The organism is Pseudochelatococcus sp. B33 (assembly GCF_053570585.1).
This window is the reverse complement of record NZ_JBSEFH010000013.1, coordinates 41,635-66,964: the sequence shown is the minus strand read 5'-3', so window position 1 is coordinate 66,964 and position 25,330 is coordinate 41,635. Positions and strand designations below refer to the sequence as shown.

Below are 25,330 nucleotides of genomic sequence, written 5' to 3'. Positions count from 1 at the left end.
GCGGTTTCACCAGGATTCAATGGTGCGGATAGCGGCAAGAATACCTTCCGCCGTCACCGGATAAATGAATTTCTTCATGTGCGCCGCCCCGGCGGACGCGTCGGCAATGATCCCCAGGGCCGAATTGCTGCCTTTCTCAAGACCGAGATCGGCAAGCTTCAGCGGCAGTTCCGCCGTCTTGTAGAAATCGCGTATATCGGCCAGGAACGCATCGTCGCGCTTTTCCAGGACCAGCTGCACCAGGAGGCCATACGCGACCTGATGACCATGCAGGGCGTTGGCGATCGCGGGCACCGCGGACAGGCCGCGCGTCATGCCGTGGGACACTGAAAGCCCTCCGCTTTCAAACGCGAGGCCGCTCATCAGAACGGCTGCTTCGACCAGCGCCTCGAAATCGTCATCCGGCTCGCCGCGGCGCGCGGCCTCGAAAGCCTTGGCGGTGTGGGCGCGCACGGTCCTGTAGCAAGCCTGGGCCAGCGCCAGCGCCGATAGCGGCGATCTGGCGCCGAAAACGTTCTGGCCTCCGGAGGCGATGCATTGCTCGACCTCGAAACATTTCACCAGCGCATCCCCCACGCCGGCCGACAGCAACGTCAGCGGCGCCTTGGCGATGATGGCCGTATCGACGAACACAAGTTCGGGGTTGCCCCTGTTCTTTTCGACCCCCACCAGCTTGTGGTTCTCGTCGTAAATCACGGCGATATGGCTGGTCGGGCTGTCATTGGAGGCAACCGTGGGCAGCGAAACGAACTTGGCGCCGATTTCGCGGCTCAGGATCTTGCCGGTATCGATGGTCTTGCCGCCGCCGGCCCCGATCACGATGTCGAAGCCCTTGTCCCTGGCCTCCCCGGCGAGACGGGCGATTTCCGCATAGGTGATCTCGCCGGCGAAATTCAGGGGAGTGACGGCCACGTCCGCCGCGGCGGCGCTTTGCGCGACGCGGTCGCCGACGATCCCGCCGACCCTTGCGTCGGTCAGCAAAACGGCCGAATGGCCGATCGCCTTCAGTTCGGCGCCGATAGTGTCGATAATGTCCGCCCCCTGAACATAGCGGCGGGGCGCACCCATGATGATCATGTCCTGTCCTTTCAAAATCCTGTCTGCCGCTGTACCCCTCACTCAATCGGCCGCTCGGGCAGTCGGCCTCTCGGGACCGAGAACGAAATCGATGAAGGAATCGATTTGGCCGCTTAGCATATGCCGGCCGGGATGGGGGGTGGCGCCGCGCGCCTGCGCCGCGCGCAGCAACGGCGTTTCCTCGGGCGACATCACGACTTCCGCCACCACCACGCCGGGCTTGAAAGCATCGGGCGACACGGGCAGTTCATCATCGTCGTGCATGCCCAGGGCGGTGGCATTCACCACGATATCCACGCCGTCCGCATCGCGGGTGCCGAGGCCCACCGTCTGGCCAGGGTAGTCCGCCGCCAGCGCGGAGACGAGCTTCTCGGCGCGCGCCTGCGTGCGGTTGGTGACGCGCAATTCCGTCACGCCCGCCGCGAGCAGCGCGTCCGCGATCGCGATCGCAACGCCCCCTGCGCCGGCCATCAGGACGCGCGCGCCGGCGAGCCGGTGGCCGGCATTGCGCAGCCCCTCGGCGAATGCCACGCCATCGAGCATGCGCCCGATCAGCGCACCGTCTTCGGCCTTGCGCACCACGTTGGCCACCACGAGCCGCTCCGCCGGACCGTCGAGCCGGTCGCAGAGCCGTGCAACCGCCTCCTTGTGCGGAATGGTGACGATCATCCCCGCGACGCTTTCGCTCAGCCGCAGGGCGTCCACCACCTGACGCAGGTTGTCGGGATGGACCTGCCACGGCACCAGGACCGCGCCGATCCCCCGCTCCGCGACGCGCGCATTGAAGAGTTGCGGCGTTTTCAGATGCCCGGACGGATATGCCAGATGCACGACGACCCGCGTCGTACCGTCGATCTCCATAAGCCTCTCCCTCCCCGTCGCACCATCCGGTTTCAGGGCCGGTTCGTTGTCTCGGCTGTGCCCGCCCGCGGCCATGACGACGACCGGCGGGCCCGGCGTGTTCAGATCAATCCCCTTGCGACCTCCTCGATCCCCGCCGCATCGAGTTTGTAATGACGGTAGAGGTGCGTCGGCGGTGCGATCAGCGCGTATTCGTCCTTGATGCCGTGGCGCACGAGACGCGCCTTCTGCGGGTTCTCCGCCATCACCTCGGCCACTGCCGCGCCGAGACCGCCGAGGATGTTATGCTCTTCCACAGTCAGGACAACGCGCGAGTTTCGGGACGCCTCCAGCACCGCCTCGACGTCAAGCGGCTTGACGGTGTGCATGTCGATCAGGCCGACCGAATGGCCTTGTGCGTTCAGCGCCTCCGCTGCCGCCCTGGCGCCATGGACGGGCATGCCGCAGGCGATGATCGTCACATCGCTGCCGATGGCATGGACCTTGGCCTTGCCGATCCCGAACGTCTCCTCAGCATCGTAGACCACCGGATCGTGGCCGCGGTGGATGCGGAAATAGATCGGCTGCGGATAGGAGACCGACTCCCGTATGAGCTGGCGGAACTGCGCACCGTCGGCGGGCGAGATCACCGCCAGATCGGCAATGGCCCGCATGGTGGAGATGTCTTCTGTGGCGTGGTGCGATGTGCCGTAGAAGCCGAGCGATATGCCGGTATGATGGCCGATCAGGCGCACGGGCTGGGCGCAATAGGCCACGTCCATGCGGATCTGCTCGCACGCGAGCAGGCCGAGGAACGAGGCGAAGGTCGCGACATAGGGGATCAGCCCCGTGGTCGCCATGCCGGCCGCAGCGGAGACCATGTTCTGCTCGGAAATGCCGAATTGCACGAAACGCTCGGGATAGCGGCGGGCGAAGCTGACAAGACCGTTCGAATGCTGCAGATCGGCGGTGCCTGCGGCCACCGGATGTCCCGCCTCGGCCAATTCGATCAGCGTATCCGAGAGAACCGACAGGCTCGGCGCGCGCGTATTGAGATCGCGATACTGCCAGGAGTTTTCACTCAGCAGGGACGGATTGGACTGGGTGTTCGGCGCATTCATGGGTGGGCACCTTTCTCATGCCGGGCACTGGCGAGGATGGTCTCACGGGCGCGTGCCTCGTCCTCGGGGCCGAGATAACCCAGATGCCAGCCGGGTTCGGTTTCCATATAGCCGATCCCCTTGCCCTTCAGTGTCCTGGCGATGACGCAGCACGGACGCTCGCGGAACCGGTCCGCCTTGACCTCACGCAGCTTCAGCGTCAGTTCCTCGACGTCGTGACCGTCGACGACGTGTACTTCCCAACCGAAGCTGCGCCATTTTTCGTCGAGGGGCTCGATGGCGACCACATCGTCCACCTTGCCGTCGAGCTGGTAGCCGTTGCGGTCGACAATGGCGATGATGCTGGAAAGACGCCGGCTGCCCGCCAGCAGTGCGGCTTCCCAGACCTGGCCTTCCTGCATCTCGCCGTCGCCCAGCAGGACGAATACATTGAAATCCTTGCCCGTTATCCGGCCACCAAGCGCCATGCCGACGCCGTTGGACAATGCGTGGCCGATCGAGCCGGAGCTGAAGTCAATGCCGGGCACCTTGCGCATGTCCGGATGATCGCCCAGCGGGCTGCCAAGACGGGTGTAGCTGTCGAGCCATTCCCTGGGGAAGAAGTCGTAGTCCGCCAGGATCGGAAACAGCCCGACCGCGGCATGGCCCTTGCCCATCAGGAAACGATCGCGCTCCGGATAAGCGGGGTCGCCCCGGCGGATGTTCATCACGTCATAATAGAGCGACGCAAATATCTCGGCACAGGAAAAGACCGAAGAATAGTGCCCGACCTTGGCGATGCTGATCAGGCGGATCGTTTCGAGGCGTACGAATTGCGCGCGTTCCCGCAGCCGGGCAATCTGCTCGGGTGTTATCGGCTTGTTTGTCAAGGCATTGACCTTTTTATTCGCTGTCCCTTGGGGACAGCATTCCTCCTCTCGAGGGACCGGCGCCACACCGATCCCGTTAGCGCAAAGACTAGAGAGAGAGCTTCCTTGCGTCAAGCATCATGCATCATATATGTTGTCAGATGTGACTGCATAGGAAAATGTTCCGCCGGTGGCACAATCACGAATGGGAGGAATGTCAATGAAAGTCTCGGTTCTCCACGCGGCGGGCGACCTGCGCATCGAGGAGCGTCCGTTGCCCGCACCCGGCCCGGGCGAACTGCGCCTGCGAATCGACGTCGGCGGCATCTGCGGCTCGGACCTGCACTACTACCGGCAGGGGAAAAACGGCACGATCGCGCTGCGTGAGCCGCTGACCCTGGGGCACGAGGTTGCGGGCACGGTGGACGCCCTGGGCGCAGGCGTGGGGCGATTCCACGAGGGCCAGCGGGTGGCGATCAACCCCAGCCGCCCTTGCCGGCGCTGTCCGACCTGCATCGGCGGCGACGCGGTGCACTGCCCGAACGGCACCTTCATCGGCAGCGCCATGCGGACGCCCCATGTACAGGGCGGTTTTGCCGAATATCTCATCTGTCATGAGGACCAGCTGCACCCGTTGCCGGACCATGTCCCGCTGGCGGACGCCGTTTTCGCCGAGCCCCTCGCCGTCTGCCTCCATGCGGTCAAGCACAGCCGTTCGATGCTCGGCACACGCGTTCTCGTCACCGGCTCAGGTCCGATCGGGCTGCTGATCGTCATGCTCGCGAGGCTTGGCGGAGCGATTCACGTCACGGCAACCGACATCAACGACAGGGCGCTGGCCATTGCTCGCGCCGTCGGCGCGCACGAGACCTTGAACGTTGCCGGTGGCCTGAAACCTGATGCCGACCACTTCGATCTGGCTTTCGAATGCTCCGGCCACCCTGATGGCGTGGCCACCGCCATCGATGCCCTGCGGCCGCGCGGTTCGCTTGTGCAGGTCGGCATGCTGTCCGGCGACGTGACCGCCCCGCTTGGCCGGCTGGTCGTCAAGGAAATCGGATTGCAGGGCACATTCCGTTTCGACGCGGAATTCGGCGAAGCGGTGGAAATGATCTGCGCGGGAGTCCTGGACTTCCGGCCTCTGATCACTCATCGCCTGCCCCTCGACGACATCAGACAGGCGCTCGACATCGCTTCGGATCGCGCCCGATCGATGAAGGTCCAGATCCAGTTCGGTAATACGCCTTGACAGGTCGCCGAACAACCTGTCCGTCGACGTTCACCGCATAGCGTGCGTTGTCGCACGATTGCGTCACTCGGCGTGGCGTCTCGCCTGGCCGAAAGCGGCTCTTGAGCAAGCGGCCCATGAGCGGCCGCTTTCTTTATGGCCATAGTATTGCTTCAAGGTGATTTTATAGCCCTCGACACCGCAAAGCATCACAGGCCGTCATGACCGCAAACCGTATCGCCATCGTCCCGATCCTGAGGACGCTGCTGCTGACCTATTGGCGCGACGCACGCTGGACGACTCTCATGGTTGTCGCGGCTGCGATTGCCGGTGCGCTCGCCGCAATCGCGGCGCCCTATCTGTTCTCCCGCGCCATCGATGCCCTGGCGGCCGGATCAGGCGCAGATGGCGCTCTGCGCACACTGCTTTTCTACGCTTTGCTTTTCGGCGCCGCGATAGCGTTCGGGCAAGCGGCGCGCTTTCTTGTCTTCATGTGCGCCGAACGCCTCGGTTTCATTGCGAACTCGTCTTTCTTTGCTCGCCTGTTGCATAAGACACCCGAGTTTTTCGTGGAACACAACGCCGTCGAAATCGGGAATGCCCGGCGTGAAGGCGAGCAGACCCTCAACATCGTTGTCCAGCTCGGCATCGGTGGTCTGCTACCGGGCGTGATCCAGATCATCTTCAGTGCCATGCTCCTGGCGAGCCTCGTCAGCTGGGAAACGGCGCTGATCGTCCTGGTCTACGGGATCATCGTGATAGCGCTGGACTATATCCGCATCGGACGGGTGTCTCCCTTCCTCGATGCCGCGATGGCGAGGAGCCAGGAAAACGCTCGTCTCGTCGGCAATGCGGTTGCGCTTATCGATACGTTGCGTCAGACCCGAGGCGAGAGCTGGATCACAGCGCGTTTTGCCGCCAGCGCGGGAGAAACCTTCGCCAACTGGCGCCGTTATGCCCTGGCGAGCAGCGTCTTCTGCGGAGCCCTGGGGATCGTGGCGACGCTGCAACTCGCAATCACGTTCCTGCTTCTCGTGCCCCGCTATGACGCAGGGCTCCTGTCGATTGGCGATATCGTGCTGTTCAACACGCTGCTGCTCCAGCTCAATGAGCCCTTCCATCTGATCGGCATGATGATCAAGGAAAGTGTCGAGGCGGCGGCTCGTTTCCGGCCTCTGGCTGCGATGTGGATGGCCGCGGAGGAGCGCGAGCCCGAAGACCCCATCCCTTATCGACCGGCAAACGGAACGGTTGCTTTTGAGAATGTCAGCTACCGTTATACGAACGGACGCGGCGTCTCGAACCTGTCATTCATTGCCCGGCGAGGGACGCCCTTCTTCCTGACCGGCGAGACCGGATCAGGCAAGTCGACCGTATTGAAATTGCTCCTGAAGGGGCTGCGCCCCACCGAGGGACAGATCCTTGTCGATGGCATCGACCTCGCCCGCGTGACCAGCGAGAACTGGTTCTCCTATGTCGGCGTTGTGCCGCAGGACGTGGTGCTGCTCAACGATAGCCTGTCCACCAACATCGTGCTGGGACGTCCGTTCGATCGAGACCGCCTTCGGGCTGCGGCCGAACAAGCCTCGATCCTGTCGCGGATCGAGGCCATGCCGGACGGTTTCGACACCGTGGTGGGCGAAAGGGGACTGAAGTTGTCCGGCGGCGAGCGTCAACGAATTGCCATTGCCCGCGCCCTCTACGGCGAACCGGGCATTCTCATCCTTGACGAGGCAAGTTCGGCTCTCGACGAGGAAACCGAACGCCAGGTGATGGACTGTCTGCGCAGCTTCGCCGATCAACTCACGATCATCGCCGTTACGCACAGGACATCCATGATCCGTCCGGGCGATCAGACGATAAGGCTGGGGTAGCCAATGACCGCGTTTCTGATGCCTCGATCAGGCCATGGCAACGTCAAGACAGCGGAGCGTCGGGTCCAGGACTGCCTTCAAACTCACCATATGCTGTTTTTGCGTCGGATAACAGGTCAGGCTTCCGATAGCGCGGAGGGCGTGACGACCGGCGTCTGTGGCAGGAGCTCCGCGAGTTGCGGATAGGCGGCGTCGAAGTTTTTCGCCCATGCGGCAAGGTCTTCCCGCCCCTTCTCCCACTGCCCGGCGAAACGGACAGCCAGATAACCGAGCATGGCGCGCAGCGCTATATGGCCGGCATGCAGTCCCCTTTCGAAAGCGGGCGGCTCTCCCGCCAGGACATCGAGCGATCGCTCGACCTTGGACCACAGCCAATCGATCCAGGGCGCGTGCTTCTTCTCATCCGGGCGGAAGCGATGCTCCGACATGATGGCTTGCAGGCAGTCGCTGATCCCGTCGGCAAGCGACTCCAGATGCAAGGCTGCAAGTCGTTCCGCATCGTCGCGCGGAAACAACTTGCCGCCGGAATGCCCATCAAGGAATTGCGTGATCACGCGGCTATCGTAGATATCGCGCCCATCGTCGCTTGTCAGGACCGGTATCTTTCCAAGCGGATTTCGTTTCAAGAAATCCGGCTCGGGATTGAAGGTATCGACCAGCACAGCCTGCGCCTCATATTCCGCGAAGCGGGCAGCCATGCGCGCCTTCGCCCCGTAAGGCGACGCGCGAGAATAGAGAATGGTGGCCAAATATCCCCTCCTTCCGATGGCTTGAGGCATATGGTCAATAGTTTGTATCATAGGATCTTACGACTTGCCATCGAACCGCGCGGATTTCCGAGCGTCGCTCCTCAAGAGAGGCAGGGTGACGCAGCCCATCGCTTTAAGTCCTAAAGAACAGATGATTGACTTTTATAGGATGCGTCACTACACCAATAGGAAAAATGAGGAGGAGCGCTTCAAATGGGAAGTTTCGATTTTGTGGTGGTCGGCTCCGGCTCGGCCGGCTCGGTCGTCGCAAACCGGCTGACGGAAAACGGCCGCCATACGGTGCTGCTGCTGGAGGCCGGCGGAACGGATATGCACTTCTACATCCAGATGCCTCTCGGCTTTGGCAAGACTTTCTTCGATCATCGCGTGAACTGGAGTTATCATGCCGAACCCGATCCTGGCCTTGCCGGAAACAGGGATCACTGGCCGCGCGGAAAGATCCTCGGCGGATCGAGTTCGGTCAATTCCATGGTCTGGATCCGCGGCAACCGGCAGGATTTCGAGGACTGGCGTGAGGAAGGCAATCCCGGCTGGGGCTATGCCGACATGCTGACCGCCTTCAAGGCCATCGAACATGCGGAAATCGGCGGGGATGAATGGCGCGGCCGCTCCGGGCCGCTTTACGTTTCCGATCAGACGCCGCTCGTCCATCCGCTCACGCATGCCTTCGTCAAGGCGGGCAAGGAAGCCGGCCTGTCCGTCAATCCGGATTTCAACGGCGCCGACCAGGACGGCATCGGCGTCTACGAGATCACCACCAAGGACGGCCTCCGCATGTCCGCCGCCCGGGCCTTTCTCCGCCCGGCCATGAAGCGCGCCAATCTGAAGATCGAGATGAAAGCCCATGCGCGCCGCATCCTTTTTGAGGGAAAACGCGCGGTGGGCGTCGAATATCTTCGCAATGGCCAAACCGAGCGGGCGATCGCCAACCGGGAGGTCATTCTCTGCGCCGGCTCGGTCAACAGCCCTCAGCTTCTGCAGCTTTCCGGCGTCGGCCCGGCAACGCCGCTCACGCAGCTCGGCATACCTGTCGTCCACGACAACCCGAATGTCGGCGCGAACCTGCAGGATCATCTTGCGATAAAATACACATATCGCTCGCGTGTGCCGACGCTCAACCAGATCCTCAGACCGTTCATCGGCAAGCTGAAGGTCGGCGCGAAATATCTGCTGTCGCGCTCCGGCCCGCTCGCAGCCAGCATCAATCAGGGGGGCGGTTTCGTGCGCACCAGCCCCGATCGCAGGCAGCCGAACATCCAGCTCTATTTCCAGCCGTTCTCGACCGTCATTCCGCGGCCGGGCGAGCGCCCTTTCCTGTCTCCCGATCCCTTTCCGGCCTTCTCGCTCTCCGTTTCCAACTGTCGGCCGACGAGCCGCGGCCGGATCACTATCCGCTCCAGCGATCCGCACGCAGCACCGAAGATCGAGCCGAACGCCTATTCGACCAATAGCGATATCGCGGAAATGCTCGAAGGTGTGAAATTCCTCCGGAAGCTCGCCGCGACCGACGCTCTGGCCCCGTTGATCGTCGAGGAGATTCTTCCCGGTCCCCAATGCGTCACCGATGACGACATGGTGGACGATCTGCATCGCCGCAGCGCCTCCGTCTATCATCCCTGCTCCACCTGCCGCATGGGCCCCGATCAAACGCGTGCCGTCGTCGACGCAAGGCTTCGGGTGCACGGCGTGCAAGGCTTGCGTATCGTCGATGCCTCGATTTTCCCCACGGTTCTCAGCGGGAATCTGAATGCCGGCGCGGTCGCCACGGGATGGAAAGGTTCCGGCATGATCCTGGAGGATATGCACTGACGGCCTCCGGTGCGGCTCCGGAATCCCAGAGGCATTCCGCGGTCGGCTTGCTAAATGTCAATTGATTGACTATTTGACTTTTGAGCAGCTTCTGAAATAGATGCAAGACAGGCAATGGCCGGACCACCCGTTTGTTGCGTGCCAGTGCGTGTCAGAATGACCATGCCCGGAGAATTGATACCGTGAGAACATCAACTGCAGCCGGCGTTGCCCCGGTCGACCTCAACCGCAGCAGCGTCTCGCGCTATATCCAGTTGGCGACCCTTTTTCGGCGGCGGATCGAAACCGGCATCTGGCAATTGGGCCAGCAGATTCCGACAGTCGATCAGCTCTCCGCCGAGTTCAATGTCGCCCGCGCCACCATCCGCCAGGCGCTGTCGATCCTCGAGAGCGACGGCTTCATCGAGCGCCACCGCGCCAAGGGCACCTTCGTCACCTTCCGCCCGCAGGAGGCACTCTGGTGTCAGGTTGAGACAAACTGGGCCGGCCTTCTGAACGCCCGCGAGGGGGCTACAATTGAAGTCCTGTCGCGCCAGCATACGCAGGAGGTCGTCGGCCTTATCCATCCGATCGGCACCCAGGCTCCTTCCTACTGGCACTTGCGGCGCCGTCACTGGCGCGCCGACACGCCCTTCCTGGTCGCCGAGGTCTATATCGACCAGCGGCTTGAGGAACGCATTTCCGAGGACGCCCTCACCACCAAGACCTCGATGCGCCTGATCGCCGATGTCGCCGGCGTCGAAGTGACGGATGCCCGGCAGACGCTGACCATCGGCACGGCGGACAGCGAGATATCGCATCTCCTGAATATCCCGCTGAATGCGCCGGTCGCGATCATCCATCGCTCGGCGGTGGATGTGAGTGGAACGCTGGTCTTCATCGGTATTGCTGTCTATCGCGGCGATCTTGTCCGGCTGGATCTGAAGCTCCGCTGACGTGACCGGCGAACATGGCGTGGCGAGCATCGGAAGCGACGCGATTCAGCCTGGATATCAGGCGCTCCAGAGCATTTGCCGATGTGACGGGATTGTCTGATCTAGCTGGCGGAAAGTTCGCCTTTTTCCCGCGCGGCCAGATCCTGCGGCTTGCGGAAACGCCCGCCTTTCAGGAGATCGACGATGCAGCAGGCGACCGCAATCGTGCTGCCGATCGCAAGCGCGAAACGTGCCGGATAAATCGGGAATGCTATGATGCCGGTCGAGTATTCGCCAATCCTCCAGCTACTGAGCGCCTGACTCCAGCCGCGCCACGCCAAAGCCCCGAAGAACAACAGCATCAGCAACAGCGAAACCAGTTCGCTGAAACGCTTTCCAAGCCGGGGCATGGCATCGAAACCGAGATCCACACAGATGTAGGAGCGGTTGAGATGCACCATCCCGAGCCCCAGGAATACCGACATCACCATGAGCGTCTGTGTCGCTTCGTAGACGGCATGGATCGGCTGGTCGAAAATGAACGTGCTCAGGATGTCGGCGCCTCCGAGAAGCGTGATGCAGAGAATGCTGAGACCGCCCACGTAGAGAGCGGCCTTGTTCAAGGCATGAAGTACTCTGTCCATAGTAGCTCCTCCCTGAAAGCTCCCATTATCATCCGGAGCGCGTCCCGATCAGCATTCGCTCAAAATCAAAAACTTGGACCATGTTCCCCGAAAGTGGATACCGCTTTTTGGAAAAGCTCCTGCTTAAACATGAAGATAGAGCCTTTCTGCGATTCGGAAAAAGCGGAAATACACTAGAAGCTCATATTGTTGGGAACCCACAGCACAAGCTGCGGGAAGAAGATGAAAATTACCAGGAGAATGATGTTGAAGGTCACGAAGGGCAGGATGCCGCGGGCTATATCCTCGATCTTCAGCATGCCGTCTGCCGCGCCTACGGTCGCGAACAGGTTCAGCCCGATCGGCGGCGTGATGGCGCCGATCTCGATCAGCACGATGACCATGATCCCGAAAAAGATCGGGTCCACGCCCGCCGCCATCACGATCGGAAAGACGAACGGGATCGTCACCAGCTGCATCGAAAGCCCTTCCATGAAGCAGCCGAGCACCACGTACATGAGGCCGATGATCAGGAGCAACATGGTGGAACTGAGTTCCAGCCCCTCGGTGAAATCGACGATATTCGTGACGAAGCCGCTGAGCACGAGCATGCGCGAATAGATCATGCCGCCGATGACGATGATGAAGAGCATCGCCGTCGTTTCCGCCGATCGCATGATCGTGGCGTTCAGCAAGCTGAAGGTCAGTCGCCGGCGGGCAGCGATGATGATGAGCGCGCCGAAGGCGCCGGCAGCCCCGGCGGCAGACGGCGAGAAAAAGCCGCCGTAGATTCCCGTCATGATGAACAGAAACAGCAGAATGATAGACCAGGTGCTGCCAAGCGCGCGCATTCTTTCGTGCATCGGCGCGCGCATACGCTTCGCCGGCGCAAGCGCGGGATTGATCCGCACCATGACCGACACCATGATGCAGTAACCGGCAGCCGTTATGATGCCGGGCACGATGCCGGCGATCATCAACTTGCCGATCGATTGCTCGGTCAGAATGCCGTAGACGACCATGCCGATACTGGGCGGGATCAGCGCCGCCAGGGTGCCGGCCGAGGCGATACACGCGCCGGAAAGAGATTTCGAATAGCCGAGCCTCAGCATCTCCGGCAAGGACAGACGGGTAAAGACCGTCGCGTTGACAAGGGGCGAGCCGCAAATCGCGGAAAAACCGGTCGCGCCGCAGATCGTCGCGAGATAGAGCCCGCCGCGCTTGTGTCCGAGCCATCGGTCGGCCGCATGATACAGTTCCGCGGCCATGCCGCTCGCCATGGCCAAATTGCCCATGAACAGAAAGGTCGGCAAAACCGCGAAGGCGTAATTCGCCGTTACGCTGTAGGAAACCGAATAGAGCTGTCCCAGCGCCAGCGGCGAACCGCCGATCAGCATCAGGCCGCCGAGACCCGCCGTGCCGAGAGAAATTCCAACGGGAACGCCAAGCGCCATCAGCAAAAGCATGACGATGGTGAAGCCGCCCGCAATCAAATTAGGATCCGACATCGAAAACACCCCACCCAACTCGCGAGGAGCTCGGCTCCACCGGACACGGAATTTCCCTGCAAAAAGGGACCAAGGGATAGATGAAGGCGTGCGCGGCGGCATGATGCCGCCGCGGCGGGGGTGGGAGTCAGCGCACTTCTTTCCAGCGCGCGACGACGGCTTGCGCCTTCTCGCCGTTGCCATTCCTGGCCATGCGTTCGGCCCAGACGGCCAGAAGATCCGGAATCAGCGCCTCGACCTTGGCCTGATCCGGAAAATCAATGATCTCGACGCCGTTTGCCCTGAGCGTCTCAAGCGACTTCGTCTCCGACCTGGTCACGACATCCAGATCGTAGGCTTCGGCCTCCTTCTCGACATCGGCGATCAGCTTCTGCACGTCCGGTGTCAGGCTGTTCCACTTGTTGAGATTCATCATGCTGACATGCGCGACGACCGGTCCGAAATTGACGTTCGAGGCGTATTTCGCGACTTCATAGAGACGGTTCGACACAAGAAAGTCCCAGGGAAGCGCGATACAATCCACCGAACCGCGCTGCAAGGCTTCGTAGAATTCGCCAGGCAGCACATTGACCGGCGTAGCGCCCAGGGCGTCCAGAACCAGCGGCAGGAAATCGCCCTGGCTGCGGATTTTCCGGCCCTTGAAATCCTCGACGGTTCTGAGCGGCCGGGCGCACATCAGATGATAATTGTTGTTCAGTGCAAAGCGCAGGACGTGCAGGTTGTTGGACTTCGCTTCATCCTGCAGGGCGGGCATTTCCGAATAGAGCGTATTCGCCACCTTCTGCGCCGAGGCGATATCCGGGTAGGCGAAGGGCAGCGAACTCAACGGCGCGAAAAAAGGCAGGTTCGCCGCGTACCAGCTCGGGGTGACGGCGGCGGCATCGAGCGCGCCGGTGCTGACCAGATCGAAGATCTCGGCGGGCGATCCGGCTGCGCCCGCCCAGAACATATTGAACTTGACCTTGCCGTTGGAGCGCTTGGCTATCTCCTCCGCCACCCAGGCGTCAGCGAGCGAACTGACCGATGTCGCGGACACCGAATGGCCGAAACGGATGTTGACGTTCGGATAGTCTTGCGCCAAAACCTGCGTGGACGACGCCGCCGCCAGAGCGGCGGCAGCAAACATTATAGTTGTCAGTTTCATTTCTTCCTCCCTCGGAAAAGCCTTGCTTTGCTCAACGGCGACGGAGACCGCCGGTAGCGTGCCGCGGTTCGGGTGTTTCTGAGACACACTTGATACCAAGGATATTTTTTCTTTCTTATACTTATACGTATGAAATAAAATTACTTCTATTCTATTTCACACCATCATGTTGCACCTCCTCAACTTCCGCTATTTTGAACCGGTGGCAGGTTTCAGGCGCGTGGCGTTGAGTTCAGCCATCAACTCGGGCAGCATCGCCCGCGCCTGTGCTTCGAGCTTCTCATAGCCGTTATTGCCATGGGCATCGATGCCGACGGTCAGCGGGCCCAGCCCCTCGACACGCAGCTTGACCAGGCGGTAATGCGATACGAGATCGGTCCAGCCGACGTCGACCAGCTCCCGGATCGCATCCGAATGGAGCGTGGCGCCCCCGCCGAGGATCGACAGATAGACGCAGCCGACTTCCTTCATGGCCCGCGCACTTTCCGCATCGAGCCCGCCCTTGCCGCAGACGATGTGCAGGTTGAAGTGCCGGATGATCCGCGGCATCAGCGGGTTGAACCGCGTGCTGGTCGTGGGATTCATGTAGAGGATTTTCATCCCCTCCGGCGTGTCGATGTTGTAGCTGGGCAGATGGAAGAAAGCGGCATGATCGAGCGAGAACGGCAGATCGCGCCTGCCTTCGATATGTTCGATGATCCGGTTATGGGTCGGCACACCGGCGGTCATGATGATCTCGCCGTCGATGACGACGAGGTCGCCCAGGGCGAACTCCCGCACCTGTTCGGCCGTCACCGGAAGCTTGACGTGATGCGTTTTCGACATGATTCCAGCCTCCTACTCGACGCGTTCGACGTGGCCGTCATTATAGAGCCGGGCCCGTGTACGCCGATTGATCCAGCAGTTGAAGCACACCGCCACCGGCGTGAAACCGTGGCCGGAAGCGTAGTCGATATGGATGGCGAGCGCCGTCGTATCGCCGCCGGTGCCCATCGGCCCAAAGCCAAGCCTGTTAATGGCCTTCAACAGCCGCTCCTCCATATCCGCCAGCATCGGTTCGGGATTGACCGAGCCCATCGGGCGGAGCGTCGCCATCTTGGCGAGCTTGGTGCAGTAATCGAAAGTCCCGCCGATGCCCACGCCGACCACCACCGGGGGGCATTGCTGCGAGCCGGACCGCACCACCACTTCGAGAATGTATTTCTCGATCTCCTCGAGGCTCGGGAAGCTGAAGATCTCCAGGTCCGCCCAGCGGCCGGATCCCAGCGCTTTCGGCGCGCAGGTGATATCGATGTAATCGGCGCCATCGATCACGTCCCAGGTGATGATCGGCATATCCTTGCCGGCGTGACTGCGCTCCAGCGTCAGCGGATTGGTGACGTGCTTCAGGATCGGCGGTTCGATCGTCTCAACGAGGCGGGCAAAGCCTTCCTTGATGGCGCGCTTGACGTCCCCTTCGAAACGGGCGCCGCTGCCGATCTTGATGAAGTAGACGGGAACACCCGAGTCCGAGCAGACGAAGCGGTCGGTGTTTTCCGCGCGGTCGGCACTGCGGCGCATCATGGCGAGCACCTTCCTGGCGCCGTCGTTGGTTTCCGTGGCGATAGCGGCCTCAAGCGCCAGCTTCGTATCGTCCGGAATCCGCTTCAGCGACCATTCGTACAGATTGGCCGTCAGATCCCTCACCGCTTCATAGGTGATAGCCATTGTTGTTCCCCAGCTTCGACATTCTCGAAAACCAGCGTCCGGACCGGCCCGTTTTCTTTCCGGCCCATCTTGCCGAACACATGCTCGGGCATCGCACTCACGTTTTCTTCCCATCCGGGCGCCGGCCGGCCTCTCCGGACTCAGCCAGGCGAAGCTCCCGAAACACTTCGTCGGTATGTTCACCGGCGAGCGGCGGGTGCCGGTCGTAGGTGATCGGCGCGTTGCGGAAACGCATGGGGCTCGCGATCAGCGAAACCTCGCCCGCCACCGGATGCGGCACCTTCACCACCATCTGGCGGTGGCGGACCTGTTCATCCTCCAGAACCATCGGGATCGTGTTGATCGGCCCGGCCGGCACGCCGGCCGCCGCCAGCCGTTCGCACCAATCCGCCATGTCGCGGCCGGCCAGCCGCTTCAGGATGATCGACGTCAGCTCCGGGCGATGGATGACCCGCTGCGCGTTGGTCGCGAAACGGTCGTCGCGGGCGAGATCCGGTTCGTCCAGCACCGCGCAGAGCCTGGCGAACTGCCCGTCATTGCCGATCGCGAGCACGATATGGCCGTCGCGGCAGCGGAAGACGTCCTGCGGCTGGATGTTCGGATGGCCGTTGCCTGTGCGCACCGGCGGCCGGCCGGACACGAGGTAGTTCATCGCCTGATTGGCGAGAAACGACACCTGCACGTCGAGCATGCTGATATCGATGTAGTTTCCCTCACCCGTCTGCTCGCGGCGGCTCAGCGCCGCAAGCACCGAAATCGCCGCGTACATGCCGGTCATGATATCGACGATCGGAACGCCCACTTTCTGCGGTCCGCCGCCGGGGCGGTCGTCGGCCTCGCCAGTAACGCTCATCAGCCCGCCGAGCGCCTGGATCATGAAGTCATAGGCCGCATGGTCCTTGCGCGGACCGTCCTGGCCAAAACCGGTGATCGAGCAATAGATGATCCCCGGATTGACCTTCTTCAGATCCTCATAGGCAAGTCCGTAACGCGCCAGCGTGCCGACCTTGAAGTTTTCGAGCACGATATCCGACTGCGCCGCGATCTTGCGAACCGCTTCCTGGCCTTCCGGCGTCGAGAGATCGAGCGCCACCGAGCGCTTGCCGCGATTGACCGAGAGGAAATAACCGGCGTCGGACTGCCGCCCTCCAAGGCCCTTCAGGAAAGGAGGCCCCCAGGCACGCGTGTCGTCCCCGGCTCCCGGCCGCTCGACCTTGATGACGTCCGCGCCAAGATCCGCCAGGATCTGCCCGGCCCACGGACCCGCCATGATGCGGCTCAGATCGAGCACCCGGATATGCGAAAGCTGGCCCATCATGTGTTTTCGTTCCTGGCAGCGGCATTCGACACCGGCTTTCCGGCGCGCAGATCACGTATGGCGCCTGCGAGCGCATTGGCGATTCCGAAGCGCGTCTCCGTGGTAACCGCCGCATAATGGGGCACCAGCACGACATTCTCGAAGGCCAGGAAGCGTTGATCGAATCCGGGTTCGGAGGCGAAGACGTCAAGCCCCGCGCCGGCGATCGCCTTGTCCTCCAGCGCCCGCAACAGATCGTCCTCGTTGACGACGCTTCCCCTCGAAACATTGATAAGCGTGCTTTCGGGGCCGAGCTTCCTCAGCACGTCGCCGTTGACGATATGATGGGTCTCCGGGCCGCCCGGGCAGCTCAACACCAGCATGCTGACCTTTTGGGCCAGGATGCCGATATCGGGCACATATTCGTAGGGAACGTCCGGCTTCCTGCGGGGGCCGGTATAGAGCACCGTCATCCCGAGAGCCGTCGCACGCCGGGCAATCGTCCGGCCGATCTTGCCAAGACCGACGATGCCGATGGTGCGATCGAAGGCACGTCGCGAGGGCGTCATGCGCTCCCTCGCCCAGCGCCCTGCCCGCATGAAGCGGTCGGCTTCGGCGAGGCGCCGGGACGTGGCGTAGATCAGGGCAATGGCGAAGTCGGCCGTATCGTCGGTCACCTCGTCCGGCGTGTGGCGCACGATGATGTTGCGCCGCGCCGCCTCATCGAGATCGATATTCTCGAGCCCGGTGCCGTTGCAGGCAATCAGCTTCAGGTCGGGAAGCTGATCCATCAACGCCCTGTCTGCCCCGGCAATGCTGGTGGTGACAGCGACATCGTGACCCGGCAGGACTTCCGGGCCGCGCTTCAATTCGACGAGTTCGTGGTCGGCGGCCAGCACGGCGCGCAGCTCCGGCGGAATGGCTGCGGCGATGACGATCCTGGAAGCGCTCATGTCAAATCTCGCTGGAGAACGGCGTTGGCGGCCGCCACACGTTCGCGCAGGGCGGGAGCGAGCCCGCCGAGACGCCAAACCTGCAGCATGCTTTCGCAATAGGGGCGGAAACCGAGCCGCGCACCGGTGCGGATATTGCGCACGAACCCTGCTTCCAGATCGGCTTCGAGCTCGTCGCCTGTCTCGACTATCCCGGTTACGCCCTGGCAGGGCACGATCGGCAGCCCGAGATTCAGGCCCTTGCGGATGAGGGCGGAATCGGTCGAGTCGACGATGCACGCCCGGATGCCGGATTCGAGCATCGCCACGCAGGCATGCGGATGGCTGTGATGGGCGAAGTTACGACCCGCGACGATGATGTCGCCCGGCCGGACCTTGGACGGGAAATCGGGATCGAGCAGCACGAAAAGCATCTGCTTGAGCGCCGGAATATCGTAGGAACCAAGGTCGGGAACCTTGGAATACTGGATGATGCCGTTATCGGCGCTGACATTGTCGCCGAACTTCCAGACCCTTCCCCTGATGGTGCTCATGCGGCCCTCCCGGTCGGCAGGACATAGTCACGCGGATCGACGATCGAACCGGCGAGCGCCGAAGCCGTGACGAGATAGGGGCTGCCGAGATAGGCGCGCGCCTCGCGGCTGCCGTTGCGGCCGTGATAGTTCATCTGATGCGTCGAGACCGAGATTTCGCCGTCATTCAGGACGCCCTCGTACCCCCAGCAGGTGGTGCAGCCGGGCGCGAGCACGGTGGCGCCCGCTTCGGCGAAGATCGAGAGCAGTCCCTCGCGGCCCGCCTGGGCATAGATCTCGCGGCTTCCGGGCGTGATGTACATCGTCACGTGCGGCGCGATCCTGCAGCCCGCGAGCATCTGCGCGGCAATTCTCAGGTCCTCCATGCGGCTGTTGGCGCACGAGGCGATCGCGGCCTGGTCGATCCGCATGCCGATCAGCTCCTGTACCGGCGCGACCGTGTGGAGTTCCGGCGGCACGGTGATCATCGGCTCGACGGCCGAGAGATCGTAATCTGCCTCGAAGACATATTGCGCGTCCGCGTCGGCAGTGAAGAGCTCGAACGGCCGCCCGACGGCCCTCGCTCTGGCGTATTCCAGCGCCTTTTCATCGACGGGCATGAGCGCCGTATCGGGGCCGGCGTGGTATGTGCAGGCGAGCAGCGTCTGACGCTCGTCGAGGCTCAACGCCGCGACACCCGGCCCCGCATATTCGATGCAGGATTGGCTGAGCACGTCCGTCTGGGCAAAATCGCGGATCAGGATCTGCGCGAAATCGCGGATCTGCACGCCCGGCCGAAGCGTACCGGTCAGCGAGATCTTCACCGGACGCGGCACCACCATCCAGTTTTCGTTCAGCACCGCGGTGACGACGACCTCGGTCGAAACCGCAAGATTCAGCGCGCCGACGGCTCCGATGCTCGCAATGTTCGGTTCGTCGGAGAAAACCAGAAGCCCCGGCCGCGCGAACCCTTCCTCCACCAGCACCTGATGGCGCAGACCGGCGCCTGCAGCGTAGAAATTCGCGCCATGCTTGGCTGCGAATTCGCGCATCTCCTTGTGGTTCCTGTAATAGATCGTCCCCATGCCGGCGGACGTGGTGTGATCGACCACCATCACCAGCTTGTCCGGCCGCGCCATCCGGTCGACGCCCGCGTCCTCCATAATCTTCTTGCGCGCGGGCCAGGAAATGTCCTGACAACAGGTGTAGTCTGGCGAGACGCTCACGTATTCGCCCGGCTCGACGCTCTCGCGGCCTGCCGCCCGTGCGATGATTTTCTGAACAACTGTCTGACCCATGAAAGTGACTGCCGTTAGAGCGTTTTCACGAAAGGCGGATGCCGTTTTTTCGGTTCGAAAACGCGAGGAAACAAAAAGCCGGAATCATTTGAGCGGCTTACGAAAACGCGAAGCCTGCGTAATCCCTAGAGTGGCGCCTGCGACACGAACTTGGTGGACAGGAAAGCCTCGATCGCCTCGCTGCCGCCTTCGGACCCGTAGCCGCTGTTCTTGATGCCGCCGTACGGGATTTCCGGATAGGCAAGGCCGAAATTGTTGATCGACACCATGCCTGCCTCGACCTGCGCCGCGATCTTGCTGGCGTCGACGTTCGAGCGGGTGAAGGCATAGGTGGCGAGACCGTAGTCGAGACGGTTCGCCTCGACCAGCGCCTCATTGATATCCGTGAAGGGCTGCATAAGAGCCACCGGTCCGAAAGGCTCCTCATTCATGATGCGCGCGTCGAGCGGGACGTCGGTCAGCACCGTCGGCTCGAAGAAGTTGCCGATATTGCCGATGCGTTTTCCGCCGAGCCTGATCCTGGCCCCGCGATCGACGGCATCGCCGATCAGCGCTTCCATCGCCTGCAGGCGGCGGACGTTCGCCAGCGGTCCCATCTGCACGCCCTCGCTGGATCCATCTCCGACCTTCACCTCGGAAGCCAGCTTCACGAAGGTCTCGACGAAGGGTTCGTAGATGGCCTTCTGGAGCAGGAAACGCGTGGGCGAGACGCAGGCCTGACCGGCGTTGCGGAATTTCGCGCCGGCCAGGATCTTCGCGACAGGCTCGATATCCACGTCATCTGTGACGATCACCGGCGAATGGCCACCGAGCTCCATCGTGATCCGCTTCATGTATCGGCCGGCCATGGAGGCGAGATGCTTGCCGACCGCCGTCGAGCCGGTGAACGACACCTTGCGCACCACGGGATGCGGAATGAGATATTCGGAAATCTCCGCCGGCACGCCGAACACGAGACTGACGGCGCCGGTCGGAAGCCCGGCGTCGACCAGCGCCTGAACGAGGAAGGCGCAGGCGCTCGGCGTTTCCTCCGGCCCCTTGAGAATGATCGAGCAGCCAGCGGCAAGGGCTGCTCCCACCTTGCGCGCGGCCTGTCCCATGCCGAAATTCCATGGCACGAAGCCCGCGACGGGGCCTACCGGCTCCTTCAGCACGAGCTGGTAGACGCCTTCGATGCGTGGCGGGATGACGCGGCCATAGGCGCGGCGGGCCTCTTCCGCAAACCACTCGAAGGATTCGATGCTGGCATTCACCTCATACGCCGCTTCGAAATGGGTTTTGCCCTGCTGACTGGTGAGAACCGGGGCAATCTCGTCGACACGCTGGCGCAGCAGTTCGGCGGCGCGGCGCAACACCTTGCCACGCTCGACAGGCGAGGTCCGCCGCCAGACATCGAACCCCTTCGCCGCGTCTGCAAGCGCGATGTCGAGATCGGCCTGCTCTGCCACCGCGACGGACCCCACCACCGCCTCGGTGGCCGGATTGACGACCGGCAAGCGCCTGCCGCCGGAACCGGGAACCCACTTGCCATCGAGAAACAACAGAACATCCCTCGTCATATGGAAACCTCCCGTTTTCGCCCCTGGTCCGCCTGTGCCCGTCTTGTCTCGGCCTTGATCAGGTCCGCGACCCGTTCAGCGATCATGATGGTTGGAATATTGGTGTTGGCGCAGGGCACCGACGGCATCAGCGAGGCATCGCAGACGCGCAGGCCCGGCACGTCATGAACGTGGCCCTCGTTGTCGGTGACCGCGAGCGGATCGTCAGCGGGCCCCATCCGGCAGGTGCCGACTGCATGCCAGACGCCCACGACCGTCCGGTGGAGATAGTCGTCGAGGATGACGTCATCTGCGAGCAGGCTGCGGATGTCGACGGGAGCGATCAGCCTGCGGATCAGATAGGGGCGCGCGAAACGCGCGAAATCAAGGATCGTCGCGAGCACAGCCGTCTGGAAGGCGTTCCAGCGGCCCGGGAGCGAGACATTGCGCACCCGGTCCGAGAATGCCGTCGGAAACACGTCCAACCGGACGTCATCGAGACCCGGATCGAGCGCCAGAGCCGCGATCCTTCGGAATCCCTCGCGCATCCGCTTCAGGTCCCGCGGATCGGAAAGCAGGCGGAAGTCTATATCCGGCGGAGCATCCGGGTTCCCCGATCTCAACCGCACTTGCCCCTGGGAATACGCCTTGTTGATCCAGAGGTAATAGGTGCCGAGTTGGCCGCCGACCCTGTGCCATGCCGAACGCGCGAGCACCGCCATATGCATGTCGCCAGACGGGCAACCCTCGACGCCGGACGAAAAACGCAGGTGCGCCTGCGTATGGTGGCGGGTCTGGTCCAGATGACGCTGGCCGGGTTTCACAAAACAACTGATGCCGATCGCCGGATGCTCCATGAGGTGTTTTCCGACCCCCGGTATATCGCGGTGGACGGCAACACCGGCCTCCCGCAGCGCCGCCGCCGGCCCGAGACCGCTGCGCATCAGGAGCGCCGGTGTGTTGATGGCGCCGCAGCTAACGATCACCTCCCGCGCAAGGACCCGCAGCGGTTCTCCGCCCGATACGAGCTCCGCGCCGATGATCCCGGTCTGGTCGGACACCAGCCGCGCGACCTGGCAGTCCGTGACGATGGTGAGGTTGGGCCGCCTGCGCACGGCCGCCGTCAGGTAGCAGATTGCAACAGAGGCGCGGTTTTCCGCCTCGTTGGCGGTGATGGCGACAGGCATGACACCGTCACGCCATTCGCCGTTCTGGTCCTCCAGTGCCGTAAAGCCCTGCGCTTTCAGCACCGCGACGGTACGCCGGACGAAGCCGGCAGTCTGGCTTTCCTTCAGACGCCGCAGCGGAACGGGGCCATCGGCGCCATGGAAGTCCCCGGCAAAATCAAGGTCACGTTCAAGCGCGCGGAAATAGGGCAGCACATTTGACCAGCCCCAGCCTTCGGCGCCCAGTTCGACCCATTCGTCGTAGTCGGACGGCGCACCGCGGTTCCCGCAAAGCCCGTTGATCGTGGAGCCGCCGCCGAGCACCCTTGCCTGCTCGTAGCGCGCCAGCGGCCGCTCGCGCCCGCATGCCGATGGCACGTCGCCGAAACGGGCGAAGAAGTCGGGAAAGAAATATTCCCGCGTGAAGAACGCCTTGCTCGGATAGCTGGAGCGGATCGCATCCGGCATGGAGTCCTCGCACACGTCCGGACCAGCCTCGACCAGCAGCACCCGCGTTCCCGGATCCTCCGACAACCGCGCGGCGAGCACGCAACCCGCGGAACCGCCGCCGACGATCAGATAGTCGGGAGCAAGGCCGGCCAGACGCTCATCCAGACGGGTCGTCATTTCGCGCCCTCCCCCGCCCTCGTCGCGCCGGCCGCGCCGGCGGCAACGTCACCGAAGCCATAGAGCCCGGCCGGATTGGTGACGAGGATCTTCGTCCGCAGGTCATCGTCTCCGACCCAGGCGTCAAAGACGTCGACAAGCTGCCCGACATCGGGCGATTTTTCGTACATCCGCACGAACGGCCAGTCCGAGCCCCACAACAGGCGATCGGGATTGGCGCGGATCAGCGCGTCGTGAAACGGCCGCTCGTCCTCATAGCCGGGCGCCCGGGTCGAGTTGCGGCAGAGCGAGAGCTTCACCCAGATCCTCCCCTCGGAGAGGTGGCGCAGGACCGATCTGAAAGCCGGATCGTCGACACCGCTGGCCGTATCGATCGCCGCAAGATGGTCGACGACAAAAGGCAAGCCGGATTCCAGAACCGTCGGCAGGAATTCGGCAAGGTCGGCGCATTTGGCCCATACATGCGGAATCCAGCCGAATTCGCGCATGCGGGGTGCGAGCCGGATGTAATCGTCTATGCCGATGCTGCCTTTGTAGCGCCCGCCGCTTCGCGGGTCTTTCATCTCGCTGAAACGCAGGCCGCGCACACCCGCCGCGTGGAGCACATGCATCTGGTCCTCGGTGACGTCAGCGGCAAGAACCGCCACGCCGCGCAGCACATGGGGCCGGCCCCGAAGCGCGCTGAGCAACGCGCCATTGTCGGTGCCGTAAGGGGCCGGCTGGATGATCACCGCGCGGTCGAAGCCCGCGCGATCGAGCATGTCCTGGTGGACCTCCGGTGGCGCGATTGGTGGAGCATAGCTCGAAGGCACAGGCACCGCGAACCGGTCGAAAGGGCCGAATACATGGGTATGGGTATCGCAGGCGCCAGGCGGCAGCGGACGCTTCGGAGGGGTCGGCATCCGGGCCGGGACCGGATCGAATTCACCGGTCATGTCCGTTTCTCCATCGACGGACGCAGCGTGGAGGCCGCGATATCGGTCAGGGTGACGTCGAAGTCGGACTGCTGGCCCGGGGGGTGGCATGGCCGCAGCGGCGCCTCGGCTCCGTCGGGCAGCGGGATGTGATGCGCGTTCAGCGTCATCGACACGAGCGTGTAATAGCCGATCAGCGTCGTCAGTTCGACCACACCGAGAGGCCCCCACCGGTCACGGACAAGCGCATAGGTTTTCTCCTTCACCTCGCCGGTCATCTGAAGCTCGCGGGCGAATTCGTAGATCGCCGCTTGGTCCTCTTCGCCGAACTCCGGCGTTTCGCCTACGCTCAGAGCCCTGATGACATCGGGATCGAGCCCGGCCTTCAGGGCCGTGGCGGAATGCACGTGCCATTCGAGCTGGCTGTTCCAGCGCCGCGCTGTCACCAGGATGGCGAGTTCGGACAGGCGCAACGGCAAGCTCGTTCCGTAGCGCAGCATGGCGCCAAACTGCTGCCAGACCTCGGCCAGGTCCGGCCGATGCAAGGCTGCGCGAAGCGGTCCGATCAGCGCCCCGCGTGGCCCCGCCACGACGGCATCGAAGACCTTGCGCTGCTCGGGCGTCATGACGCCCTCATCGGGAAAGGGAATTCGAGCCACGAGAACTCCTTAACAAATGAGAAACAATCAGGAAGGGCAGGCGGCCGCAAACGGCCCTCCCGGTCACGCGAAAACGAGCGCGGGACCCGCGGCCCACGGCACTTCGGGCGGACCCGAGCCGTCGTCCCTGACCTCGGTCGCAGCGACGGACGGGCGCTTGCGAATTGCCTCGTACCAGGCGGCAAGATCGGGGTTGCTCTCGCGCCAGCGGCTGCCCCCGAAACGGAAATCCATCTGCCCCAGCGTGCAGACCAGCGCGATATGACCGATGCCGAATGCGTCGGCCGAAAGCGCGGCAGCCTCCCTGTCGAAGGCCGCGAAGGCGTGGCGGACCTTCGTTTCGAAGGCCGCCAGGATGACCGGATGCTGCGTGCCTTCCGGCCGAATGCGCTCGTTGCGCCACAGCAGCAGGACATCCGTGAGGCCGTCCGCAAAAGCCATCCAGCGCAGATGCCTGAAGCGGCCTTCACGATCCTCGGGAAAGAGCTTCGGGCCGGAATGCAGGCCATCGAGATACTCGGCGATGACGCGGGAATCGAACAGCGTCTTGCCGTCATCCAGGACCAGAGTCGGAATTTTGGCGAGCGGGTTGTCGGGCAACAGGGCCGCGTTCGGAGGTGCGGACATGGCAACGACCGTACGGACACACTCGACCTGATCGACAAGCCCGGTTTCGTGGAGAACGATCATCACCTTCCGCACGAAAGGCGATCGCGGGGACCAATGAAGCTTCAATGTTTTCTCCCGGATTTTTTTGATCTTGGTCTGACGCTACAACTCAAAGGTCAATATGTCAATTAACTAGCACATAGATTTTAAAGGTACTTCGGCGTGCGTGGAGACTGCAAATCCGGCCCCGCCGACAGACAGCAGCCGGCCTTCGGCCGGCGGCTGTAAGGCCGC

23 protein-coding genes are annotated in these 25,330 nt (G+C 62.8%); 4 read left to right on the top strand and 19 right to left on the bottom strand.

Annotated elements, in window-relative coordinates; translation table 11 throughout:
• Positions 1-6: 6 nt before the first annotated feature.
• The 4 genes from ACUSIJ_RS15595 to ACUSIJ_RS15580 all read right to left on the bottom strand — a co-directional run bounded on the left by ACUSIJ_RS15595 (position 7) and on the right by ACUSIJ_RS15580 (position 3,907).
• The gene (locus ACUSIJ_RS15595; RefSeq protein ID WP_449309330.1) at positions 7-1,068 is read right to left on the bottom strand and encodes a glycerol dehydrogenase; all 1,062 of its coding nucleotides are present in this window, start codon (positions 1,066-1,068) and stop codon (positions 7-9) included.
• A 51-nt stretch (positions 1,069-1,119) separates the two neighbouring features.
• A complete protein-coding gene (locus tag ACUSIJ_RS15590) occupies positions 1,120-1,938 on the bottom strand; it encodes a shikimate dehydrogenase family protein (RefSeq protein ID WP_449309329.1) in 819 nt (272 codons plus the stop codon).
• A gap of 101 nt (positions 1,939-2,039) precedes the next feature.
• Positions 2,040-3,038, bottom strand: a complete 999-nt coding sequence (locus ACUSIJ_RS15585) for a transketolase family protein (RefSeq protein WP_449309328.1) — start codon at positions 3,036-3,038, stop codon at positions 2,040-2,042.
• The gene (locus ACUSIJ_RS15580; protein WP_449309327.1) at positions 3,035-3,907 is read right to left on the bottom strand and encodes a transketolase; all 873 of its coding nucleotides are present in this window, start codon (positions 3,905-3,907) and stop codon (positions 3,035-3,037) included. The genes ACUSIJ_RS15585 and ACUSIJ_RS15580 overlap by 4 nt, the downstream gene beginning before the upstream one ends.
• A 199-nt stretch (positions 3,908-4,106) precedes the next feature.
• Here ACUSIJ_RS15580 and ACUSIJ_RS15575 point away from each other — a divergent pair, with 199 nt between their 5' ends.
• Together ACUSIJ_RS15575 and ACUSIJ_RS15570 are read left to right on the top strand one after the other, a co-directional pair.
• Entirely contained in the window at positions 4,107-5,135 is a 1,029-nt protein-coding gene (locus ACUSIJ_RS15575; protein ID WP_449309326.1) for an L-idonate 5-dehydrogenase, read from the top strand.
• Positions 5,136-5,419: 284 nt separating this feature from the next.
• The gene (locus ACUSIJ_RS15570) at positions 5,420-6,988 is read left to right on the top strand and encodes an ABC transporter ATP-binding protein (protein WP_449309325.1); all 1,569 of its coding nucleotides are present in this window, start codon (positions 5,420-5,422) and stop codon (positions 6,986-6,988) included.
• 116 nt (positions 6,989-7,104) lie between these two features.
• On the opposite strand, the gene ACUSIJ_RS15565 is transcribed toward ACUSIJ_RS15570, so the two are convergent.
• Positions 7,105-7,737: a glutathione S-transferase family protein gene (locus tag ACUSIJ_RS15565; RefSeq protein WP_449309324.1), complete on the bottom strand. Its 633-nt coding sequence runs from the start codon at positions 7,735-7,737 to the stop codon at positions 7,105-7,107.
• A gap of 213 nt (positions 7,738-7,950) precedes the next feature.
• On the opposite strand from ACUSIJ_RS15565, the gene ACUSIJ_RS15560 reads away from it, so the two are divergent.
• Positions 7,951-9,567 carry a GMC family oxidoreductase gene (locus ACUSIJ_RS15560; protein ID WP_449309323.1) on the top strand — a complete coding sequence of 539 codons (1,617 nt, stop codon included), beginning with the start codon at positions 7,951-7,953 and terminating at the stop codon, positions 9,565-9,567.
• 182 nt (positions 9,568-9,749) lie between these two features.
• The gene (locus ACUSIJ_RS15555) at positions 9,750-10,502 is read left to right on the top strand and encodes a GntR family transcriptional regulator (protein WP_449309322.1); all 753 of its coding nucleotides are present in this window, start codon (positions 9,750-9,752) and stop codon (positions 10,500-10,502) included.
• A gap of 101 nt (positions 10,503-10,603) precedes the next feature.
• Here ACUSIJ_RS15555 and ACUSIJ_RS15550 read toward each other — a convergent pair whose 3' ends face one another.
• The 14 genes from ACUSIJ_RS15550 to ACUSIJ_RS15485 form a co-directional block, all read right to left on the bottom strand.
• Positions 10,604-11,125, bottom strand: a complete 522-nt coding sequence (locus ACUSIJ_RS15550; RefSeq protein ID WP_449309321.1) for a TRAP transporter small permease — start codon at positions 11,123-11,125, stop codon at positions 10,604-10,606.
• A 173-nt stretch (positions 11,126-11,298) separates the two neighbouring features.
• Positions 11,299-12,612: a TRAP transporter large permease gene (locus ACUSIJ_RS15545; protein ID WP_449309320.1), complete on the bottom strand. Its 1,314-nt coding sequence runs from the start codon at positions 12,610-12,612 to the stop codon at positions 11,299-11,301.
• Between the two features lie 127 nt (positions 12,613-12,739).
• Positions 12,740-13,756, bottom strand: coding sequence for a C4-dicarboxylate TRAP transporter substrate-binding protein (locus tag ACUSIJ_RS15540; protein WP_449309319.1), 1,017 nt, complete (start codon positions 13,754-13,756; stop codon positions 12,740-12,742).
• Positions 13,757-13,945: 189 nt separating this feature from the next.
• Positions 13,946-14,581 carry a fumarate hydratase C-terminal domain-containing protein gene (locus ACUSIJ_RS15535; protein WP_449309318.1) on the bottom strand — a complete coding sequence of 212 codons (636 nt, stop codon included), beginning with the start codon at positions 14,579-14,581 and terminating at the stop codon, positions 13,946-13,948.
• A 12-nt stretch (positions 14,582-14,593) separates the two neighbouring features.
• Complete coding sequence (locus tag ACUSIJ_RS15530) at positions 14,594-15,463, bottom strand: fumarate hydratase (protein ID WP_449309317.1); 870 nt, start codon at positions 15,461-15,463, stop codon at positions 14,594-14,596.
• Positions 15,464-15,560: 97 nt separating this feature from the next.
• Positions 15,561-16,781, bottom strand: a complete 1,221-nt coding sequence (locus ACUSIJ_RS15525; RefSeq protein ID WP_449309316.1) for a CaiB/BaiF CoA transferase family protein — start codon at positions 16,779-16,781, stop codon at positions 15,561-15,563.
• Positions 16,778-17,713, bottom strand: coding sequence for an NAD(P)-dependent oxidoreductase (locus tag ACUSIJ_RS15520; RefSeq protein WP_449309315.1), 936 nt, complete (start codon positions 17,711-17,713; stop codon positions 16,778-16,780). The genes ACUSIJ_RS15525 and ACUSIJ_RS15520 overlap by 4 nt, the downstream gene beginning before the upstream one ends.
• On the bottom strand, positions 17,710-18,246 hold the full coding sequence (locus ACUSIJ_RS15515; protein WP_449309314.1) for a hypothetical protein: 537 nt from the start codon (positions 18,244-18,246) through the stop codon (positions 17,710-17,712). Before ACUSIJ_RS15515 ends, ACUSIJ_RS15520 begins: the two co-directional genes overlap by 4 nt.
• On the bottom strand, positions 18,243-19,523 hold the full coding sequence (locus tag ACUSIJ_RS15510; protein ID WP_449309313.1) for a 3-isopropylmalate dehydratase large subunit: 1,281 nt from the start codon (positions 19,521-19,523) through the stop codon (positions 18,243-18,245). Before ACUSIJ_RS15510 ends, ACUSIJ_RS15515 begins: the two co-directional genes overlap by 4 nt.
• Positions 19,524-19,648: 125 nt before the next feature.
• Entirely contained in the window at positions 19,649-21,082 is a 1,434-nt protein-coding gene (locus ACUSIJ_RS15505) for an NAD-dependent succinate-semialdehyde dehydrogenase (protein WP_449309312.1), read from the bottom strand.
• Positions 21,079-22,854 (bottom strand): GMC family oxidoreductase, encoded by a 1,776-nt coding sequence (locus ACUSIJ_RS15500; RefSeq protein ID WP_449309311.1) that lies wholly within the window; start codon positions 22,852-22,854, stop codon positions 21,079-21,081. Before ACUSIJ_RS15500 ends, ACUSIJ_RS15505 begins: the two co-directional genes overlap by 4 nt.
• Positions 22,851-23,789 carry an amidohydrolase family protein gene (locus ACUSIJ_RS15495; protein WP_449309310.1) on the bottom strand — a complete coding sequence of 313 codons (939 nt, stop codon included), beginning with the start codon at positions 23,787-23,789 and terminating at the stop codon, positions 22,851-22,853. Before ACUSIJ_RS15495 ends, ACUSIJ_RS15500 begins: the two co-directional genes overlap by 4 nt.
• Positions 23,786-24,427, bottom strand: a complete 642-nt coding sequence (locus tag ACUSIJ_RS15490) for a carboxymuconolactone decarboxylase family protein (protein ID WP_449309309.1) — start codon at positions 24,425-24,427, stop codon at positions 23,786-23,788. The genes ACUSIJ_RS15495 and ACUSIJ_RS15490 overlap by 4 nt, the downstream gene beginning before the upstream one ends.
• Before the next feature lie 63 nt (positions 24,428-24,490).
• On the bottom strand, positions 24,491-25,162 hold the full coding sequence (locus ACUSIJ_RS15485) for a glutathione S-transferase family protein (RefSeq protein WP_449309308.1): 672 nt from the start codon (positions 25,160-25,162) through the stop codon (positions 24,491-24,493).
• Between the last annotated feature and the right edge of the window lie 168 nt (positions 25,163-25,330).

Coding starts and splice junctions, on each gene's coding strand:
- ACUSIJ_RS15515 (WP_449309314.1), bottom strand. CDS start 18,246: ATGAGCACCATCAGGGGAAGGGTCTGGAAGTTCGGCGACAATGTCAGC.
- ACUSIJ_RS15550 (WP_449309321.1), bottom strand. CDS start 11,125: ATGGACAGAGTACTTCATGCCTTGAACAAGGCCGCTCTCTACGTGGGC.
- ACUSIJ_RS15585 (WP_449309328.1), bottom strand. CDS start 3,038: ATGAATGCGCCGAACACCCAGTCCAATCCGTCCCTGCTGAGTGAAAAC.
- ACUSIJ_RS15495 (WP_449309310.1), bottom strand. CDS start 23,789: ATGACCGGTGAATTCGATCCGGTCCCGGCCCGGATGCCGACCCCTCCG.
- ACUSIJ_RS15570 (WP_449309325.1), top strand. CDS start 5,420: ATGGTTGTCGCGGCTGCGATTGCCGGTGCGCTCGCCGCAATCGCGGCG.
- ACUSIJ_RS15505 (WP_449309312.1), bottom strand. CDS start 21,082: ATGACGAGGGATGTTCTGTTGTTTCTCGATGGCAAGTGGGTTCCCGGT.
- ACUSIJ_RS15540 (WP_449309319.1), bottom strand. CDS start 13,756: ATGAAACTGACAACTATAATGTTTGCTGCCGCCGCTCTGGCGGCGGCG.
- ACUSIJ_RS15530 (WP_449309317.1), bottom strand. CDS start 15,463: ATGGCTATCACCTATGAAGCGGTGAGGGATCTGACGGCCAATCTGTAC.
- ACUSIJ_RS15500 (WP_449309311.1), bottom strand. CDS start 22,854: ATGACGACCCGTCTGGATGAGCGTCTGGCCGGCCTTGCTCCCGACTAT.
- ACUSIJ_RS15545 (WP_449309320.1), bottom strand. CDS start 12,612: ATGTCGGATCCTAATTTGATTGCGGGCGGCTTCACCATCGTCATGCTT.
- ACUSIJ_RS15520 (WP_449309315.1), bottom strand. CDS start 17,713: ATGAGCGCTTCCAGGATCGTCATCGCCGCAGCCATTCCGCCGGAGCTG.
- ACUSIJ_RS15510 (WP_449309313.1), bottom strand. CDS start 19,523: ATGGGTCAGACAGTTGTTCAGAAAATCATCGCACGGGCGGCAGGCCGC.
- ACUSIJ_RS15595 (WP_449309330.1), bottom strand. CDS start 1,068: ATGGGTGCGCCCCGCCGCTATGTTCAGGGGGCGGACATTATCGACACT.
- ACUSIJ_RS15575 (WP_449309326.1), top strand. CDS start 4,107: ATGAAAGTCTCGGTTCTCCACGCGGCGGGCGACCTGCGCATCGAGGAG.
- ACUSIJ_RS15525 (WP_449309316.1), bottom strand. CDS start 16,781: ATGATGGGCCAGCTTTCGCATATCCGGGTGCTCGATCTGAGCCGCATC.
- ACUSIJ_RS15560 (WP_449309323.1), top strand. CDS start 7,951: ATGGGAAGTTTCGATTTTGTGGTGGTCGGCTCCGGCTCGGCCGGCTCG.
- ACUSIJ_RS15535 (WP_449309318.1), bottom strand. CDS start 14,581: ATGTCGAAAACGCATCACGTCAAGCTTCCGGTGACGGCCGAACAGGTG.
- ACUSIJ_RS15590 (WP_449309329.1), bottom strand. CDS start 1,938: ATGGAGATCGACGGTACGACGCGGGTCGTCGTGCATCTGGCATATCCG.